8 protein-coding genes are annotated in these 18,585 nt (G+C 31.7%); all 8 read right to left on the bottom strand.

From position 1 onward, the window contains the following. Positions 1 to 252: 252 nt before the first annotated feature. The 8 genes from AC2TDS_RS14965 to AC2TDS_RS14930 all read right to left on the bottom strand — a co-directional run bounded on the left by AC2TDS_RS14965 (position 253) and on the right by AC2TDS_RS14930 (position 18,567). Positions 253 to 957 carry a 4'-phosphopantetheinyl transferase family protein gene (locus tag AC2TDS_RS14965; protein ID WP_484736383.1) on the bottom strand — a complete coding sequence of 235 codons (705 nt, stop codon included), beginning with the start codon at positions 955 to 957 and terminating at the stop codon, positions 253 to 255. Positions 958 to 967: 10 nt separating this feature from the next. Further along, entirely contained in the window at positions 968 to 3,736 is a 2,769-nt protein-coding gene (locus tag AC2TDS_RS14960) for an ATP-grasp domain-containing protein (protein ID WP_484736382.1), read from the bottom strand. Positions 3,737 to 3,802: 66 nt separating this feature from the next. Beyond that, complete coding sequence (locus tag AC2TDS_RS14955) at positions 3,803 to 5,740, bottom strand: alpha/beta fold hydrolase (RefSeq protein WP_484736381.1); 1,938 nt, start codon at positions 5,738 to 5,740, stop codon at positions 3,803 to 3,805. An 11-nt stretch (positions 5,741 to 5,751) separates the two neighbouring features. Next, entirely contained in the window at positions 5,752 to 10,173 is a 4,422-nt protein-coding gene (locus AC2TDS_RS14950) for a non-ribosomal peptide synthetase (RefSeq protein WP_484736380.1), read from the bottom strand. Positions 10,174 to 10,545: 372 nt separating this feature from the next. Further along, a complete protein-coding gene (locus tag AC2TDS_RS14945) occupies positions 10,546 to 12,189 on the bottom strand; it encodes an ATP-binding cassette domain-containing protein (RefSeq protein ID WP_484736379.1) in 1,644 nt (547 codons plus the stop codon). 10 nt (positions 12,190 to 12,199) lie between these two features. Next, positions 12,200 to 12,919: a thioesterase II family protein gene (locus tag AC2TDS_RS14940; protein WP_484736378.1), complete on the bottom strand. Its 720-nt coding sequence runs from the start codon at positions 12,917 to 12,919 to the stop codon at positions 12,200 to 12,202. A 57-nt stretch (positions 12,920 to 12,976) separates the two neighbouring features. Next, the gene (locus AC2TDS_RS14935; RefSeq protein ID WP_484736377.1) at positions 12,977 to 16,663 is read right to left on the bottom strand and encodes a beta-ketoacyl synthase N-terminal-like domain-containing protein; all 3,687 of its coding nucleotides are present in this window, start codon (positions 16,661 to 16,663) and stop codon (positions 12,977 to 12,979) included. After that, positions 16,663 to 18,567, bottom strand: coding sequence for a CocE/NonD family hydrolase (locus tag AC2TDS_RS14930; protein WP_484736376.1), 1,905 nt, complete (start codon positions 18,565 to 18,567; stop codon positions 16,663 to 16,665). The genes AC2TDS_RS14935 and AC2TDS_RS14930 overlap by 1 nt, the downstream gene beginning before the upstream one ends. Between the last annotated feature and the right edge of the window lie 18 nt (positions 18,568 to 18,585).

Here is an 18,585-nt window from a genome sequence, read left to right as displayed (position 1 = left end):
CCCCAATAAGCTCCGGAGTGTTCTTTTAAGTTTCAAACTAATATCTTCCAGGTATGAAATATAAAAAATGAAGTTTATACCATTTGCTATTTGAATTTACTGTAAAAGAAAATGAGTGTCTTTTTCTTTATATAGGATAGAAAAAGAAAAAGGACGTTTTATTACGGTAAATTCAAATGGTAAATATATTAGATCAGAATCGGTATAAGATACTTTCAGAGAATAATGACCTACATGTATCTCTCTTCTAACTCAGGAAATTTTAGGGTGACAAAAATCAGTTAATTTTCTTGAGATATGAAAAAATGGTAACTCAATTAATTTTATTTGAGAAGACTTTAATTTTCGCTCGCCTTTATGCTTCTTATAGGCGAGCGCTATTTTATATTGCGTATTTAATTCAATTTTTTCTACAAAAAAGGTGTCGTTGTGAACTTTTGTACTGTTATTGTATATTTCAAACGATTTTAAAGGAATAAGCAAACCATTTCCGTGCGCTTTTAAAATGGCTTCTTTTTGTGTCCAATATTCATAAAAAGCAGTTTTTTGACAAGCAACTTGCTGAAGTTTTCCCCACTCATACACAGTCATCTGGTTTTTAAGACTTTCGATTTCGATATCTTTCATAAACTCAACATCAATACCAATATCAAAGTTTTCAGAAATGGCACATATAACCATATCTGCCGAATGTGAAATGTTGAACTTTAAGTCTGAGTTAAGAAAAATCGGTTTACCATAATCTAAATATTCTAACTGAAAGCCTTCAATTTTCTTGTTTAAATCTCTCATTCCGCAAAAAAGCAATAACCTTCCTAATAGCGATAGTTGTGCATCTTGCCACCGACGATATCGTAAGATTTTTCGCTGATATTCTTTTGGGAATTTTGGCAAAAATTCTTGAATTAAATTATTATGATTTTCATCATTGATATGTGTGTAATAAATGTAAATCACTATAATATTCCTATTTAAGAGGGTCGCTTTCATATACAATTGCTTCTACAGCTCCTGTTGCAGAATTAATGACGCCTATATCATTTACTACTTCTGACATTCGAACCCAAACACCACCATATTTTTTACCAAATCCAAATGCACCCCAAATTAATTTATGTGGAGTCCATTCATTGTTTTTGTTAGGTGCATTGTATATGACAGAATCGCTAAATTCTTGAGCAATAAAGTTTTTATTGCTCATCGCTAATTGTAGTGCTTCCTTCCATTCTGCATCTGTTGAAAATTTCCCGATAAAAACATCTTTTCCTTGAAATCCTTGAGCAGCTTTTACAACCATCTCATCTTTATGTTGTGTCAGAATTTCTGTGATATGCCTATCTTTCCCTTTATATATACAAGTCGTATCTTTAATTTCTTTTGTCCAAGGAATTCCGTTTAGCACCAATTCATTTTCTTCTGGTGTAAATTTTTGATGTTCTGCTAGTTCTCGTAACAAGCCTAAATTCCGTTTATCTCCATATATATCTGTTGCTAAATAGTCTGGAAAGTAAACCTTCCCCATCATAAATGCTCTAAACACATCTGGAGGTATTCCTTCTTTATCTAAACTAATAGCCAGTACAGTATGCATCTCTTCATTTTTATAGGTCAATGCATTTTCGTGTAAAATCAACTCGGAAAATTCACCAACAAAAGATTTCCCTCTATATCTTTTTTCTTTTAGTGCATCTTCTAACAATGCATCAAAAAAGTCAGTTATGTTTTCTGTTATTATATCTTCTGGAAGATTCCCAAACCCAATAAATACATTAATATCTGTATCTATTGAAGGGACATATTCAATTATTTTATCTATTAAGAAATTAATATAATTTGATTGTGTGTTTTGTGTTTGAAAATTTTGATCAAGTTCTGGATGATTCTTTCTAATGAGACACTCAAAACTCTGCACTTGCCAGCCACCAATTGAAGATCCTACATTTACTTCTAATATTTTGAATCCATCTGAAGATAACGATAAATCCAAACGGCAGCCAATTTCTATTTGTTTATTGTGACAAAGTAAGGCAAATTGAGTGATCATTTCGTTACCTTGAAAATAGAAGTTTGCTATTTTTTTCGGATCGTTTCCAAAGTACATAGCTGGTATTTTTGTCAGTAACTGAGGGATTTTGACAGAAAGCTCCTCTAATTTTCTTGCGTTATTCTTATCTATAATAACTGGCCAAGAAGATATTGGATATTCGTAACCGTATAACAGATTTGGCACGCCCTCTGAGGTTGGGTCAATTAACGGTGGGATGTTTTTAGTAGCATCATCAGTAAAATTCACATATTCTTTATCTAAAATTGTACGCAATATTTCTTTTTTATTTTTTTGCTTTTGCTTTTGCTTTGGTTTTGCAATTACATCTGTAGTACCTTCATAAACAATTGCTTCTATTGCTCCTGTTGCAGAATTAATTACACCAACGCTGTTTTCTAGAGTAGACATTCTTACCCAAGCACCACCATACGTGTCTCCAAATCCAAAAGCGCCCCAAACTAATGTGTGAGGCGTCCATAAATTAGCTTTATTGGGTGCTAATACATTCTCGGAAACAATAAATTCTTGTACTAAATAGTTCTTTGCTTCTAATGCCTTTTTTATTGCAGCAGACCATGCTTCTTCAGATAAAAACTTCCCTACAAAGACATCATTTCCTTGTAATCCATCGGCAACTTTAATTACAAAATTGTCTTTTTTGTTAGTTAATAACGTAATTAAATTGCTTGTTTGACCTTGATACGAAACTGTTGTTTCTTCCATCAACACAGACCAAGGAATGAATTTTAGCAGTTGTTCATTTTCTTCAGTACTAAATTTTCCGGCAGTTGCCAATTCTCTAAGTAATGCTAAGTTTCGCTTGTCTCGCAACATTCCAACGGCTAAATGGTCTGGAAAATAAATTGCATTCATTACAAACGCTCTAAACACATCTGGAGAGACATCTTTTAGACCAAAATTTGATACTAATACTGCATGTATACGTTTATCATTATAAGTAAGTATATTATTTTCTAATTTTACAGCAGACATGTTATCTATAGTAACACTTCCCTTTTTTCCATATTTAACAATTTCAACATTCAGTACTTCATTGTAAAAGTCTTCTATCTCTTTAAATTTGCCTTTATCTTGATCATTCGAAATCATTTCTGCCATAAAAATATTGATCTCTTCTGTATCCTTAGAAACATATTCTATCACTTTTTGGATAATAAAATCAATATAAATTTTCTGGGTTCTACGGATTTCTACACCGGATGCTTTATCAACCAATTCTGGATGTATCTCGTTGATAATTGGTTCAAAATTTTGAAATTCCATTCCACCAATAGATGAACCTGCATTTACTTCTAAAACTTTAAACCCAGAAGCTTCCTGAATTAAATCTAAACGACAACTTACATCTACTTTTTTATTAGCACAAATACTGGTAAATTGTGCCAGCATCTGATCCCCTTCAAAATAAAAGTCGGCTATTTTCTTGAGATCATTTTGAAAGAATAATTCTGGGATTTTTTGTAGTAGTTTTGGAATCAGTGCGCAACAACTAGCCAATTCTTTCGCCATATCTTCTGGTAAAATTATTGGCCAAGAAGATATGGGGTAATTAAAATCTCTCAGTATTTCCGGAACCTTAGGTGAATTTGTATTAATTAATGCCGGAATCGAGGCTTTTGTGTCTATATTAATAAGGTCGTGATGATTGAATAGAATGGTTTTCTTCATGTTTCTCTGAAAATTTTTTGATTCATAGAAGTATTATTTATTGAATTACGGCTTTTATACTTTTTGTTAAAATTGAATGATTTCCCAAAACAAAAAGTAAACCGCTATTAGTAGATTCGAAAATACGATTGAAAATAAAATACTTCGTTCCGTTATTTTTTTAATTCGTATAAAGTAATAACATATTGTTATTAGTAATACTAGTAAAAACACCCACATAAACATATATAAATAGTTATATGCATTAGGTAAACCGAATGCTAATATGTAATAGTTTTGATCTGCTATTGTTCGTAATGCATTTACAAATCCAATTAAGCTAATAATGCCAAGTATAGAGGTAACTAAACATAAGATTCGAATGATCTTGTCCGATTGTTTTTGATATTTTCTCCTAATTAATTTAATTCCGTGTGCAATTATAAAGGCAATTGCCACTCCTAATGCAATAAGTAATGGAATCAAAAACATTGGATCTTGTTCATTGAGACTATTTCCCATTTTTGATACGCCCCCATTTATGGTTATCGAGTTTACAATTTGTAATTTTGGCACTTTTCTGAACACTTCGTTTTCTGGCAATTCGTTTTTGCTTACGAATGCAGTTACAATTTCTTCACCTACCGCTGTAAAACTTGGTACGTGCCCATAAGTATATGCAGTTATAGCAGTTGCATTTTTAAATAAACCAGCCGTTTTCTCTGCATTTTTTTCAGGTGTAATCGGGTCAAATTCTCCTCCTAAAACTAATACTGGCATGTTACTTTCTTTTAGCGTATTTAAGTTTTGGTGAATCAAAGAATCTTTTTGAATATTCCAGTCATTACATATCGTAAAGTCCGATTTATAAAATGAAAGTGGTCCTTTTAATCCTTTATAACGAGTTGATGTTTCCTGAAGTTCATTCAAATCGTTTAATGGCAAGGCTTCATTGCAACTCACACAATAGTATACACCATAATCCATATTCAATAAACTTGAAAACGCCGGAACCAAACTCCCTAGAGCTTTTTTGTTTCGGGCTCGAAATTCATATATAAGTAATGGAATAACCTCTACCAATTGTTTGTTATACAATGCTTGCTGCACTGCCACTTTGAAATCTTCCGCATTAAACGTAAACGACTCTGATTCAATTAAAGATTTATCAACCTCAACAGTTATTGGATTGTCTTGTAAATCAGCTATAACTTCATAATAAACGCTTTCAATGTTTGGATAACTGTTAGTACTATTTTCGTCAGCTTCACATGCTTTAAATACTTTTTGTAAACTGGTTATATAGTTTGTTGTATTCTCCGTATAATATTTTGAAATATTTGCAATAGAAGAATCTAGAATAAGTTTACTAATATCTTCTGGAAACAAATTTGCATATACTTGCGCCATATATGTTCCGTAAGAAGCTCCATAAACATTCCATTTTTCATATCCCAAACTATTTTTAAGTGCATGTAAATCTTTTGCTACAGAAGTACTCTGATATGCTTCCACATTTATTCCTTTTTTTATTAAATCAGATTTACATGCCAAAGTTGCATTTGCTTTTTGCTCTTCATCTTTGGATGGAGATTGATTTTTTGCTAGGATTTTTAAAAATTCTTTCCCTAAATCAGGACATAATCGAGGTTCTGAATATCCAGTACCTCTGGTATCAAACAATACGATATCATAGTTATTTCTTAACGTATGATTTTGCCAAGACCAGATAGCATCAATACTAGGAGCTCCAGGGCCACCTTGGATAAACACTAATGCTTCTGCACTTGGGTTTTCTTGTTTGCTTTTTAATACAGATACTGCTATTTTAATGGAATCTCCTTTTGTTTCATTCCAATCTTCTGGAATCGATAAATAACCCCAAGTAATTTCATCATTTTTTAGATACTCGGCATATCTATGAAATGAATCAACTTTTTCAAAAACACCTTCTTGTGCATGCAACACTGAGAATGTCATGAAAAAAATAAGTGCTTTAAAAATATTTTGTGTGTTTACTATCATAATTGTAAAGTCTAAAAATTAAAATCTATGTCTATTACAGACGATGTTTCTTGATATAATTGGATGTTTAAATCTTCCAACTTGGTTGATTCAGTTGCTCGTACAGCGCTTTTTAACAGTTTCTCAAAACGCATGCATAGTAGTGATATACTATCGGCATCAAACAATTCTGTATTATAATTTAGGTTAAGTGATAATGATTCCGAAATTGTAAAATTTAATAGCAATGGCAGTCTACTATAACGTGATACAACCTCATGAGAAGTGAATAAAAGAGTGTCAGTTACGTTAATTTTCTCATAATTAAACGACTGGTTTTGTATCACCAGTAATACATCCCAAAGGAATTCTTTTCTAACTTCTAAAGGAATATCTTGATGTTTATCAAAGTCCAATATAGTTATATGTGTTTCCTTTAATAATGAAAATAATGTTTGCGTATTATCATATTTGGTGCGTAATGGTAGCGTTTTCACAAACATTCCTATTTGTGATAGTAAGCTTGGATGACTTCTACCTGAATTGATCGTTCCTATACAAACCTCATCATGTTTGTAATTCTTTAATAGCAAAACACTAAAAATAGTCGTTAAAAATGTATGTAACGTAATGTTTTGTTGGAGTATAAAATTAGTTATTTGACTCCACAACTCCTTATCATAATGTAGTTGCATAGATGCTCCTAGATGCGTATTATTTTGTGTATCTCTATCGGGATTTAAAATTTTCTTCCACGTATATCCATCCATATATGAAGTCCAAAACTCATTATGTTTTACCTTTGTTTTTTGAGATTGCCATACCGCATAATCTTTAAATTGAAGTTGTGTGTTATTTACATTATTTGGAATTACTTCTAATTTATATAAACGAACAATTTCTTGAATTAATAGCTCTAAAGACCAACCATCCATAATAATGTGATGTGTTTTGAATACTAAAAATGTTTCTAAATTACTTTTATAAACAATGACTTTACACAGTGTGTTATTTACTAAATCAAAAGCTTTATGCACTTCCTCCTGAATTTTAGTTTCAATATTATCATCTTCACATATAATTTCTTCTATTTGAAAGTTGGTAACATCTTTATTTATTTTTTGCTGAGCTATTCCTTCATTTTCAATAAAATTAGTTCTTAAAATTTCATGTTTTAAAATTAAATGTTCAAATATAGACTGCAACTTTTCTATGCATATTGTTCCTGCTACTTTATAAACAGCAAACATATTGTAGGAAATAGAATGATTATGATTTTGTGATGCCACCCATATTTCTTCCTGAGGCTCTGTGATTGGATAATGCTTTTGTATTGTTACCTTTGGTATTGTTTCGTTTTGAACAATAGTTGGGTTATTCTGTATATAATTAACTAACTCAGCAACCGTAGGGTGATCAAATAATATTCGTAGACTTAATGAATAGTATAACTTTGTTTCTACAGTGCTAACCAATTTTACAGCATTCAATGAATGCCCTCCATGTTCAAAGAAATTATCGGAGAGCCCTATTTGGTATTCAGAATTTAGCACCTCTTGAAATAGCTTACACATTTCTTTTTCTAAAAGAGTTGTTGCCTTATGAAAGGTGTTTTCTGTTGTTGGTGTATTTTTCAATTGATACGCTACCAATGCTTTCCTATCTACTTTTTTATTAGGAGTCAATGGCAAAGCATCTATAACCACTATTTGACTCGGAATCATATACTTAGGTAACTGTTGCTTTATTGTATTTCTGATTTCATCTACTTCAATACGAGAATCATCTACTACAAGAAAAGCGACCAAGTATGCTTCTTGATTTTTTTGCTTCTTGGCCACAACAACTGCCTCCTTTATAGTTGGAATTTTATGAAATTTGGTTTCAATATCTGCCAGTTCAATACGGTAGCCACGTATTTTCACTTGAAAGTCTTCTCTTCCTAAAAACTCTACCTCTCCTTTATCATTCCATTTTGCTATATCACCTGTATTATATATACGTTTTTGTAACTGTTTGTGTGTTATAAAACGTTCTTCTGTCAAAATAGTGTTTTTATAATACCCTTTTGCCAAACCATCACCACCTATATAAACTGTACCAATACTGTGTTTTGGCAACACTTGTAAGGTTTCATCTAATATATATATTTGTGTGTTATGAATAGGAGTTCCAATATTAGCTGCTTCTGATGGCTTTGTAATATGCTTACACGTAGACCAAATTGTAGTTTCTGTTGGGCCATACATATTCCACAAATCTTTACCACCACTCAACAGCCTCTCAGCCAGTGCTTTACTCAATAAATCTCCTCCACATAAAATTTTAAGTTCAGAATTTCCTTCCCAACCAGCATTGAATAGTAATTGATAAAAACTTGGAGTTGCTTGAATAATAGTTGGTTTTACTTCCTTTATTTCGTCCATCAATACGAAAGGATTCGCTAATGTAGTAGGATCTGCAATATAAATTGAGCCCCCTGCCAATAAAGGAGTTAAAAATTCCAAGATGGAGATATCAAATGATTGCGTTGTTACAGAATATAATAAATCATTTTGTTCAACTCCTGGGCGTTTTTCCATACTTAAAAGAAAGTTTAACAACCCTTGATGCCCTATTTCTACGCCTTTGGGGCTTCCTGTTGTTCCAGAAGTATATATGATATATGCTGAGCTTTCTGCCATTACTTGTGGTAATTCAATAGAGAAGTCTAGTGATTTAGATATGGAATCAATGTCTATAACATGATCATGTTTTATAGTATTTAACTCAGTTGATGATGTTATAATTAGCGTAGTTTCACTATGTGATATTATGTATTCCAAACGATCATTTGGAAAGTCAGGATCTAAAGGAATAAATGGTCTCCCAGCCTTCATAACGCCTAAAATCCCCACAACAAGTTTTGCCGAACGGGGCATTAAAATCGCTATAGGCGTATTTGATGGTACTTTTAAATTTGCTATTACTTGCTTGGCTATATTATCTGATAGCCTATCTAATTCTTGATAAGTATATGAATTATTTTTGTCTGTTATAACGGTTTTCTCAGGTTGAATTTTAGCTTTCTCTCTAAAGTAATTCAACACTGTTAATTGTTTGTGATATTCATACTGTGTTTGATTGTAAGTATGAAATACATCTTTTTTCTCACTTGATGTGAGGTACGAGTAGGTATGTATCTTTTTTTCAGGATTTTGTATGACTTCCGTCAATAACTCTTCAAAATGTGCTGTTATTTGTGTAATTGATGCCTCATCAAAATATGATGTATTATAGTCAAAATCAATAATTACATCTTCCATTGGATCAAACTCTCGAATATATAAAGCTAAAGGTGTACGTTCCGCTTGATGTGTTAATGGAATAACTGTTGTTTTGGTTTTTAAAAAATGGTCTGCATAATTTTGTTTTTCATAAGACAATGTTATATCAAATAAGCGGCTATTCTTACTAAATACATCTAACTCCTGAATTAATTTCCCTAATGGGAAACGTTGATAGCGATAATCTAGTCTAAGTTGCTGACGTATTCTCGCTAAAAAAGATAAAAATGTATCTTCTTTTTCCAGTTGTATACGTAATGCAGAAATCCCCATAAATAGTCCTACTGTTTTTTTAAATGAGGCCTTTCTTCTATTTAATACTGGTAAGCCTATAGCAAAATCATCATTCCTTTGTTTTCTACCAAAATATAAATAGATCAATCCTAAAATAGCATGAAAGGTTGTGCTTTTACTAGCTTTTGCTAGGGCTTCCAATTCATTGTATATCTTACGTTTTATAGTAATTGTCTGACGTTGACTTTTATGGTGTACTAATTCTCCTCTAATTGGCTGAAAAAGTGGCTCAGGTAAACTATTGAATCTGGATTTCCAATAAATTTTATCTTTTTCATAAGATTGTGATTGTTGGTATTGTAAATCATCTTTAACAAAGGCATCATAATGATATGGATATTCTGAAACCACGCTTCCTTCAGCTGAAATTTCATTATAATTGGTTACCAAACGTTGAAACATTAACGATGTTCCCCATCCATCAGTGATTATATGATGATATACTGAAAATAAATAATGATAATCTGCTTGGACTTTTATTAAAATAAATTTATGCAATAATGAAGCTGTATTGAGATCAAAAGGTTTTATAAAGCGTTTATACATAAATACATTTGCTTTTGCATTTGCATTAACTTCATTTGAAAAATCCACTACTTCTAGACGATCGTCATAGTTTTCTAATTCAATAAACGAAATCGCATCGTTCTTATGTGCAATAGTACTTCGGTAAGTCTTATGCTGCCGCAATAAAGTTTTATAAGCATTTTGCATTATTTTGACATCTATAGTTCCTTCAATTTTAATCTTTGCTCCTATATTATAGATAGGAGCATTTGGGAACAATAGTTGTTCAAAGTATACATCTTGCTGTGGTAATGTTAATTGTATCATTTCTAACATAACACTTTAGTTATAAAAGTATAGGTAATACCAGTTATTGTTTGAATTTATTGTAAAAGAAAATGAGTGTTTTCTTCTTTCTATTTCAATAGAAAGGGAAAAAGGACGTTTTATTACGGTAAATTCAAATGGTAAATGGTATCAGTAAAAAACGATGATGAAAATCGTTTTCATTAAATTATTAAATTTCTATAGATTAGGTTGCCTAGATGCCCTTTAAGGCGTCGCTGTATTGCAACATGTCTAACATTCTTTTCCGTTAGGGTCTAAATCATTTTTACTAGTTTCCCCCTTCAGCTTTTCCTTCTCTTATCTTGTGAGAACTTAATCACTCATACATTTTTGATAATTGTATGAATTATTTTATACCCAAAAATCTCTCATACTGCTTTCGTATGAACGTATATCAACATCTTTTATGATTTTACCATAATCAAATTTTATCACACGATCTGCTTGGTTAAAATAGGCATCGTCATGGGTTACCGCAATTATAGTTTTACCTTCAGCTTTTAATTTAGGTATTAATACTTCATAAAAATATTTACGGAAGTGCGGATCTTGGTCAGCTGCCCATTCATCTAATACGAGTAATGGTTTCTCTTCTAATAAGGCTAGTATTAAAGAAACACGTTTACTTTGCCCTTTAGAAAATTGTCTTCGAATTGATTTTTCATCATCATCTTTTATGATGTGATCTAATTCCATTGTTTCAATTAATTCTTTATAACGCTTATTATTTTTTAATTCAAAATTATCATAGTTATTAGAAAAGATATGATTGTCCGTAAATACTGCCGCGGTCATATCTTGCAAACTTCTATTTGATTTTTCTTTTATAGAATTATTAACGACAATCGCTCCTGCTGATATTGAATATAATCCTGTTAATGCTTTTATAAATGTACTCTTCCCCGAGCCATTTCCTCCGACAACAAATATGACTTCTCCTTTGTTTACATTAAGATTTAAGGGGCCTAGTGCAAAAGGTTTAGACTTTTCATCCAATTCATCTGTAGGGTATGTAAATGCTACATTATCAAGCTGAAGTGTATCAAATGCATTTACGGTTTGTTTCTTTTCTGTTTTTTCATCATTTACAATTTCAAAGTCTGCAATAAAATTTTTGATTCTCGTATTTGCGACCATAAACCTTGTGTACATCTGTTGTAAATTGATAAGGTTGTTTATTGGTCCTGAAATGAACAAGATAATTACCACATACGCTATGACATCTTCATGAGATAACAATCCAAATTCAGGTAATACAAATAGAATTACTGCTACAACAAAATACAATCCGTATTGACTGATTAAATTAATAGATAGAAAAACATAATTAATTTCGAAATCCAAGGCCATAGCCTTGTCTCTATTCGGAGTTAAGAAATCATTCATTAGGCTACCTCTTCGGAAGAAACTTAATTTCAACTCCTTAAACCCTTTCATTACATCATCTACATACTTATAATAATATTCATTGTATTCTCTTAGTATAGCCACTTGTTTAGACATTGTATTGACTACAGCAAAGTAACATACTGCTACGAGAGCAATCAGAATGATTACAATTATTGCCGATGTCATAGAAAGTGTAAACATATAAACCAAACAAAGAACTAGCATCAATACTGAATTTACTGTATGTGTAACTGTATATGGCAAAAAGGAAAATGTTCTTAAGTCTTCTACAGCAGTAAAGAAGCGCTGTGAACCTAATTTTTCTAACTTAATTAATGGTGCTTTTAAAATCTGACCAAAGATTTTCTTTTCATTTTCGTAGAGTAAATTGAAAGCATATTTGTTGAGGCGTTTTTGGAAAATAATATTAAGTAAATAGGTATATACCACGATTGTAGCAAACACAATTCCCATATATTTTTTGGTAAACATTTCATTTCCCGCCATTACATTGTTAATTATGTATATGATAGCAAAACTTAAAATAGTGTTTGGTAATGCATACAAAACGAGATAAATAATATTCTTGGACTGTAGTTTTAACATTTGTTTTTTTTTAATTGATTACTTTGTCAAAAGACTTTTCTACTATTGTTACTAAAGCTTCTGGGTGATCATATATGAAAAAATGATTTCCTTCCCATACTTCGTAATTACAATAACTTGCCGTAAATTTTTTCCAGTTATCTAGACGACCATTGAATTTTTCTTCAGATCCCATAAAAGCATTAATAGGGGTTTTTATAACGATCTTTTCATTATCAAAACCTTGTTCTATAACTTGAAAGTCTGCACGAATGAGTGGGCTAAAAAAATCGTAAAGCTCTTCGTTTTCCAGAACTTCATCTGGCACACCTCCTAGTCTACGCAATTCATTTTTAAAATCTTCGTCATTCATCATGTAACGTTTTCCTTTTTTAATTTCTTCTTCATCTGTAACTCCTAACCCAGGAGTTCCAGTTGTAATTAAGCGTTCAGGAAAATCAGCAAAACTCTCTAATTTTTCAGTCACAAACAGCCCCAAAGTAGCCCCCATACTATGCCCATAAATAATAAATGGTTCGTTATTTCTTTTGGCCCGAATTTGATCAACATAATAATCAACGGCTTCCGTACTGCTTGTTATTAAATCTTCTTTATAACGTTTTCCCCTACCTGGAAGTTCCAACGAATGAACTTCAAAGGTATTGGGTATTTTATCCTTCAAAAATGCAAACGAACGCGAACTTCCCCCTGCAAAATGTAACATAAATATTTGCGGTTTTTGATGTATCATTAATTTTGTTTATTTTAATTAGAATATCAATTCTTCTATTAAGAAATTTCTTTGATTTTATGCATCCATTAAATTTAATTGTTCTTCAGGCTTGAAAAAATTCATTTTCAAACAGTACTCAATAATTTTTGAATAGTACATAGCGTCAGGCTGAAACTTAAAGCCTATACGATTTAAAAATTTAGTTGTCTTTTTGGTCTGAATGTGATAATGCGTATATGCATCCAAATTTTGTTCTCTTTGTTGTGCTATACCAAAGAATGGTATCTTATTGGAATGTGTATCTGAAATCACACTTGCTATGCGTTCTTCGAAAATGGCGTGATCTACTGGATGTACCGTAATATTATTATGCTGAAAAGCTTCAATTACATTTGCCAAAGTGAGATTTTCAAATTTATACAAATGAAATGTTTGCAATATATTTTTGGTATGTGTTGAAATTAAATGTATCGATTTAGCAATTTGGTCTACAGGTGAAATCTCTATATTCCTTTCATAATCAACAGGGTAAATACCTGAGTTATACAACGATTTAAAAAGCAAGTATACTATATTGTTTTCTATATTTTTCTGGAAATTTCCCCGAATGCTATCACCTCCTAAATTACCTAATCTCAAAATATTAATAGACATCAAGTCATTTTTGTTTTCATGTAAAAACACTTCTGCTTTAAATTTGGAAGAACTGTATATATATGTTCCAAATTCCTGTCCTAAATCAAGGTCAGTTTCATTATAATTTATTTCATCTATTTTGTCAATGTATGAGCCAGATACTGCTACCGACGAAATGTGATTGAAATTAGGAATATTATTAGCTTTAGCCCATTCAAAAACATGTTTAGTACCGTGATAGTTAATCAATTCAGACCTTTCCTTTTTTCCATAATGATTTACAGCCGCTGCCGTATGGTATACTACATCTATTTGTTCTACTATGGATGGTATCGATGTTTTAATTCCTAAACCTGAAATAGTAATATCTCCTTCTAAGACATTGATTCTACTTTTATATATTTCAGTAAGTGAATTGTTCCCAAAGTAAGATTCATAACATTGAAAGCATCTTTCAGTAACAGTAATATCATCCTTTGATTTTCTTACCATGCAAATAATAGTAGCTTCTGTATTTTCTAACAATTCCTTTAGTAAGTATACTCCTAAAAAACCAGTTGCTCCTGTTATGAAAATCTTCTTAAAAGTCTTTCTTACCAGTAACTCTGTTTCTACTTCTTGAATTGCCTCTTCATATTTATCTTCCTTATCAACTTCAGGTACGTTTTTTATTGGCTCTGCTATTCTAATTTCTGTAGTCTCCGATTGTAACTTACTTTCTATAAATAAGGATAACTTTTGAATAGTATCTTGTTCAAAGATATTCTGATACTCCATATGAATACCAAAAGTTTTTTCTATTTCCATCATGATATCTAACCCTAGAAGTGAACCTCCTCCAATTTCAAAAAAACTATCCTGAGTGTCTATCTTTTCAATTTGCAAAGTTTTTCGCCAAATAGTATCGATATGATTGACAATTTGTGATTTACTAAATTTATATTCTTTTTGTGTATTAGTATTGTTTTGAATTACTTGCTCTAACTCAGGTGTGTCAAGAAGTATTCCATGTACCCAATGACGTTTTGATAAAAATACAGGGAGTTTTAGCGTTTGAATAAACTGTCTGTTTTCAAAAGATGCATTTATATTAAAACCTTGCTCAAAAAGATGCTTCTGCATTTCTATATAACCCGAAATGTTTTTATTCATGTAAAACTTATGTAAATACTGCTCTTTACTTTTGCTTTGAAACGCTTCAAGCATTTTTCCATTATCTCCAATTACATAAAAAATAGTTTCAGAAAGCTTATCAAGGTTATTGAGGTAATTTAAAAAGGAAGTTGTTTTAAAATCTTTCGAACTATTTTCTGTTATGGTATTTAAATACACTTCCTTTTCATCTGGATTGTTTATTGATAGTAATTGTTGAACTATTTTTCCTTGTCCTCCAAATAAAACTTGAGCTGAAAAATCCTTGGTTGCCAAAAAACTTCTCAAAATTCCATATTGTACCAATATGTTTTTCGCAAAATCGTTTTTCACTAAATATCTTTCGAGTACTATACTTTTTTGAATTTCATCCCATACTTCAGGATATTCCGTTAAAAAAGCAGTTCTTTCATTTTCACTCCAATTATAAATACCTGGCAATAAAACTATCACATTCTTTTGCGTCTCCTCTTTTTTATGCCCCTCTTTATGCCTTTGCAATCCTTTTATAAGCTCTTCTCTATTTTTAAACAATAACGAGTATTTTACAGCTTTTTCAGCATCGTATATTTTATTCAGAGAGTACCCAAAATCATTCAAATTTAGCGTTGGGTTATTTTCTATAAATGATACTAAATAATTTTGAGTTTCTTGCATCGATTCATCACTGATAGCAGATAATCGTATGAAGTGAAGTGTTTTTTCGCTAGTTTTTTCTTGATTATTTGGAGATCTATATTCTTTCAGAATCATATGTACGTTTGTACCTGTAAGACCAAAAGAGCTTACTCCTAACATTCTTTCCTTATCTGATTTCCAATCCTCTGTCCGATCTTGGATATAAACATTTGATAATTCTTTACGTATGTGTGAATTTAAACGTTGAAATCCTTGTTGTTTTGGTTTTATGTGATATTTTAAACTAACAAGCCCCCTTATAATCCCTGCCAACCCAGACATTGCATCAAGATGTCCAACTTGCCCTTTAGCCGAGCTTATTCCACAATTATTAGTTTTATTTTTTTCTTTAAATGCTAGCTGAATCCCTTCAAATTCTATAGGATCACCTAACTCGGTTCCTGTTCCATGGGCTTCAATAAAGCCAATATCTTCAGCAGAGACATTACTTTTTTCCCATGCTCTAATTAGTACTTCTTTTTGAGCCAAAGGACTAGGAGCTGTTATATTTTGAATACGTTCACCCCCATGATTGATGGCACCGCCTTTAATAACACCATAAATAGTATCATTATCTTTCTCAGCCTTATCTAGTGTTTTTATTAATAAACAAATAGCTCCTTCACCAGGTACAGTTCCATCTGCCGCTTCGTCAAAAGGTAAGCATTTTCCAGAATTTGAATATATGGGCGCTGCAACTTTTTGTGCATGTGCTACCCCCAGATTTACTCCTCCAACAAAGGCATATTCACAATCTTCGGTATATAAACTTTGACATGCATAATATAAAGCCACTAATGAAGAAGAACAAGTAGTATCATATCCTACTACCGGACCTTTTAGCCCAAGGTGCTTTGCTACTTTAGTTCCGATCATTCCAGACATGTGTGATGTTAATGACAGATTAGAAATGTCATCAAAAAAATAGCGGTATGAAGAATGGTAATAGGTATGAAAAAATCCTGTTCGATCATTTGCTACTTCTTTTCTTGTATATCCTGCATTATATAATGCTTTTACCGAATGTTCAAGCATTAAACGTTGTTCAGGATCCATACGAATTGCTTCCCCTTTGGTAATTCCAAAATATTTTTCATCAAATAAATCTATACGATCTAAATATCCCGCATGTCCAATATCTTGTGGACCAAATCTAGCCTCAACATCTTCTTTTCTGATATTGGGGATCTCTTTAATTTTTTGTGTTTCATTTATAATATCATCGTAATATTCCTGCAAATTATTTATCCCAGATATAGAAAAAGAAACACCAATTATAGCAACATCTAAACTCATTAATTTTTATTTTTTTCTTTATTATTTTTACGGGTAGCTACATTGAATTTAATAGCACTGTCAAAAAATATTGTATGGTTTGCTTTTGTGAAATCCAAATCATCTGCTTTATAGATATTTGGTATATACTTTTGAGGGTTTCTATCTAGATAAGGAAAATAACTATTCTGAATTTGAATCATAATTTTATGTCCTTTTTTGAAGGTATGCATTACGTCTAGCATATCTAATTTTACCATAGTTTTTTTATTTGGTGTAAAAGGTTTTGGCTTCTCAAAACTCTCCCTGAATCGTCCTCTTATAACATCCCATCGAACGATACGCTCATACCCTTCCATGAGTATCTCTTTGTTAAATTTCAAACTATCTGGAATTTGCTGCGGATATACATCTATTACTTTAACAATCCAGTCAGCATCTGTTTGGTCTGTAGCTACTTGAAGTGTTGCTTCTATTTCTCCATAAATTTGCACATCACTTTGTAACGTTTCACTAGAGAATGTTATAACATCTGGCCTTGAGCTTGAGAACCTCTGATCTTCTGAGATAAATAATTTTGGAGAATATTTCTGTAATTTTCGATCTGCAGAATATGGAATAGGTGCGTTTGGATCACTCACATAGCTAATCCCTTTAGCACCCGATTCAGTATTATTGCCATTTCGACTCAATTTTCCTTTTTCACTAGTGTAATAGGTGAATGTGTTTTCGGGAGTTGCTTTTGGGTATGTATCAAAATGTTTCCATTGTAAAGACCCTGTATCAAATAAAGTAACTCTTGGAATTTTTGTTTTTACTCCTTCATTTTTTAAATAATGTTTAAAGAAAGGAGCTTCTATTTTTTCTTGAAAGTAAGTGCTTAAATTTTCTCCAAAATATATATTTCCTATTGAATATTTTCCTTTTTCATATCTGTAATCACCGTGTACCCAAGGCCCTATGACTAGATATGGTTGTATATTTGTGTTTTGTTTACTTATAGCCTCATAGAACCCTAAAGTTCCATATAAATCTTCAGAGTCATTCCATCCTCCTACAACCAGTACTTCACAGTTTATATTTTTCATGTGAGGTAACGGATTCCTACGTTGCCAAAAAGAATCATAATTAGGGTGCTCTACAATTTGTTTCCAAAGGAAATTTTCGGGGTTCATATACTGTTCAGCGTTTTTTAAGCTTCCTAAGTCATTTAGGTAAAAGTCGTAGCCATCTTTATTAGTTACCTTCGAAAGATTATACATCTTCCACCACTTATCTGTTTCATTGGGCGTTTGAATTCCTATTGCGTCTAATGAAGGCCAGAAGTAAATTCCGAATGCTCCATTTCGATGTATGTCATCAAAAAACAAATCACAAACAGGCGCTTGAGGAGAAACTGCTTTAATTGCTGGATGCCCTGATATAGCGCTTAACGCGGCATAAAAACCAGGATAAGAAGTACCAATAACTCCCACATTACCATTGTTGTTGTTCACATTTTTAATCAACCAATCAACAGAATCATAAGTATCTGTTAATTCATCTACCGCATTCGAATTCAGATTAGAAACTATTGGACGTGTATTGTCAAAATCTCCTTCACTCATAAATCTTCCTCTAACATCCTGATGAACGAACACGTATCCTTCAGCTAATAAGGTCTTATTATAGGAAATAAATCTATGTTTTTTATCTTTTCCATATGGTCTATTTCCCCATGTTGTTCTTGATAAAATAATTGGGTATTGTTTTGTGTTGTCTTTAGGTGTATAAATTGCGGTATACAGCTTGACTCCATCTCTCATTGTTATGTATACTTCCTTTTTTGTATAATCATCTTTGGTGAGGTTTTGAGCTATACAGTTTTGAATTATGCTACATCCAATTAGTATAAGAAGTTTGAATCTAATATTGTTATTTTTCATGATAATTTACTTTGTATA

The sequence above is a fragment of the Tenacibaculum profundicola genome (assembly GCF_057220795.1).
Note: the sequence above shows the minus strand (reverse complement) of the source record. Positions and strands in the feature narration are given on the sequence as shown.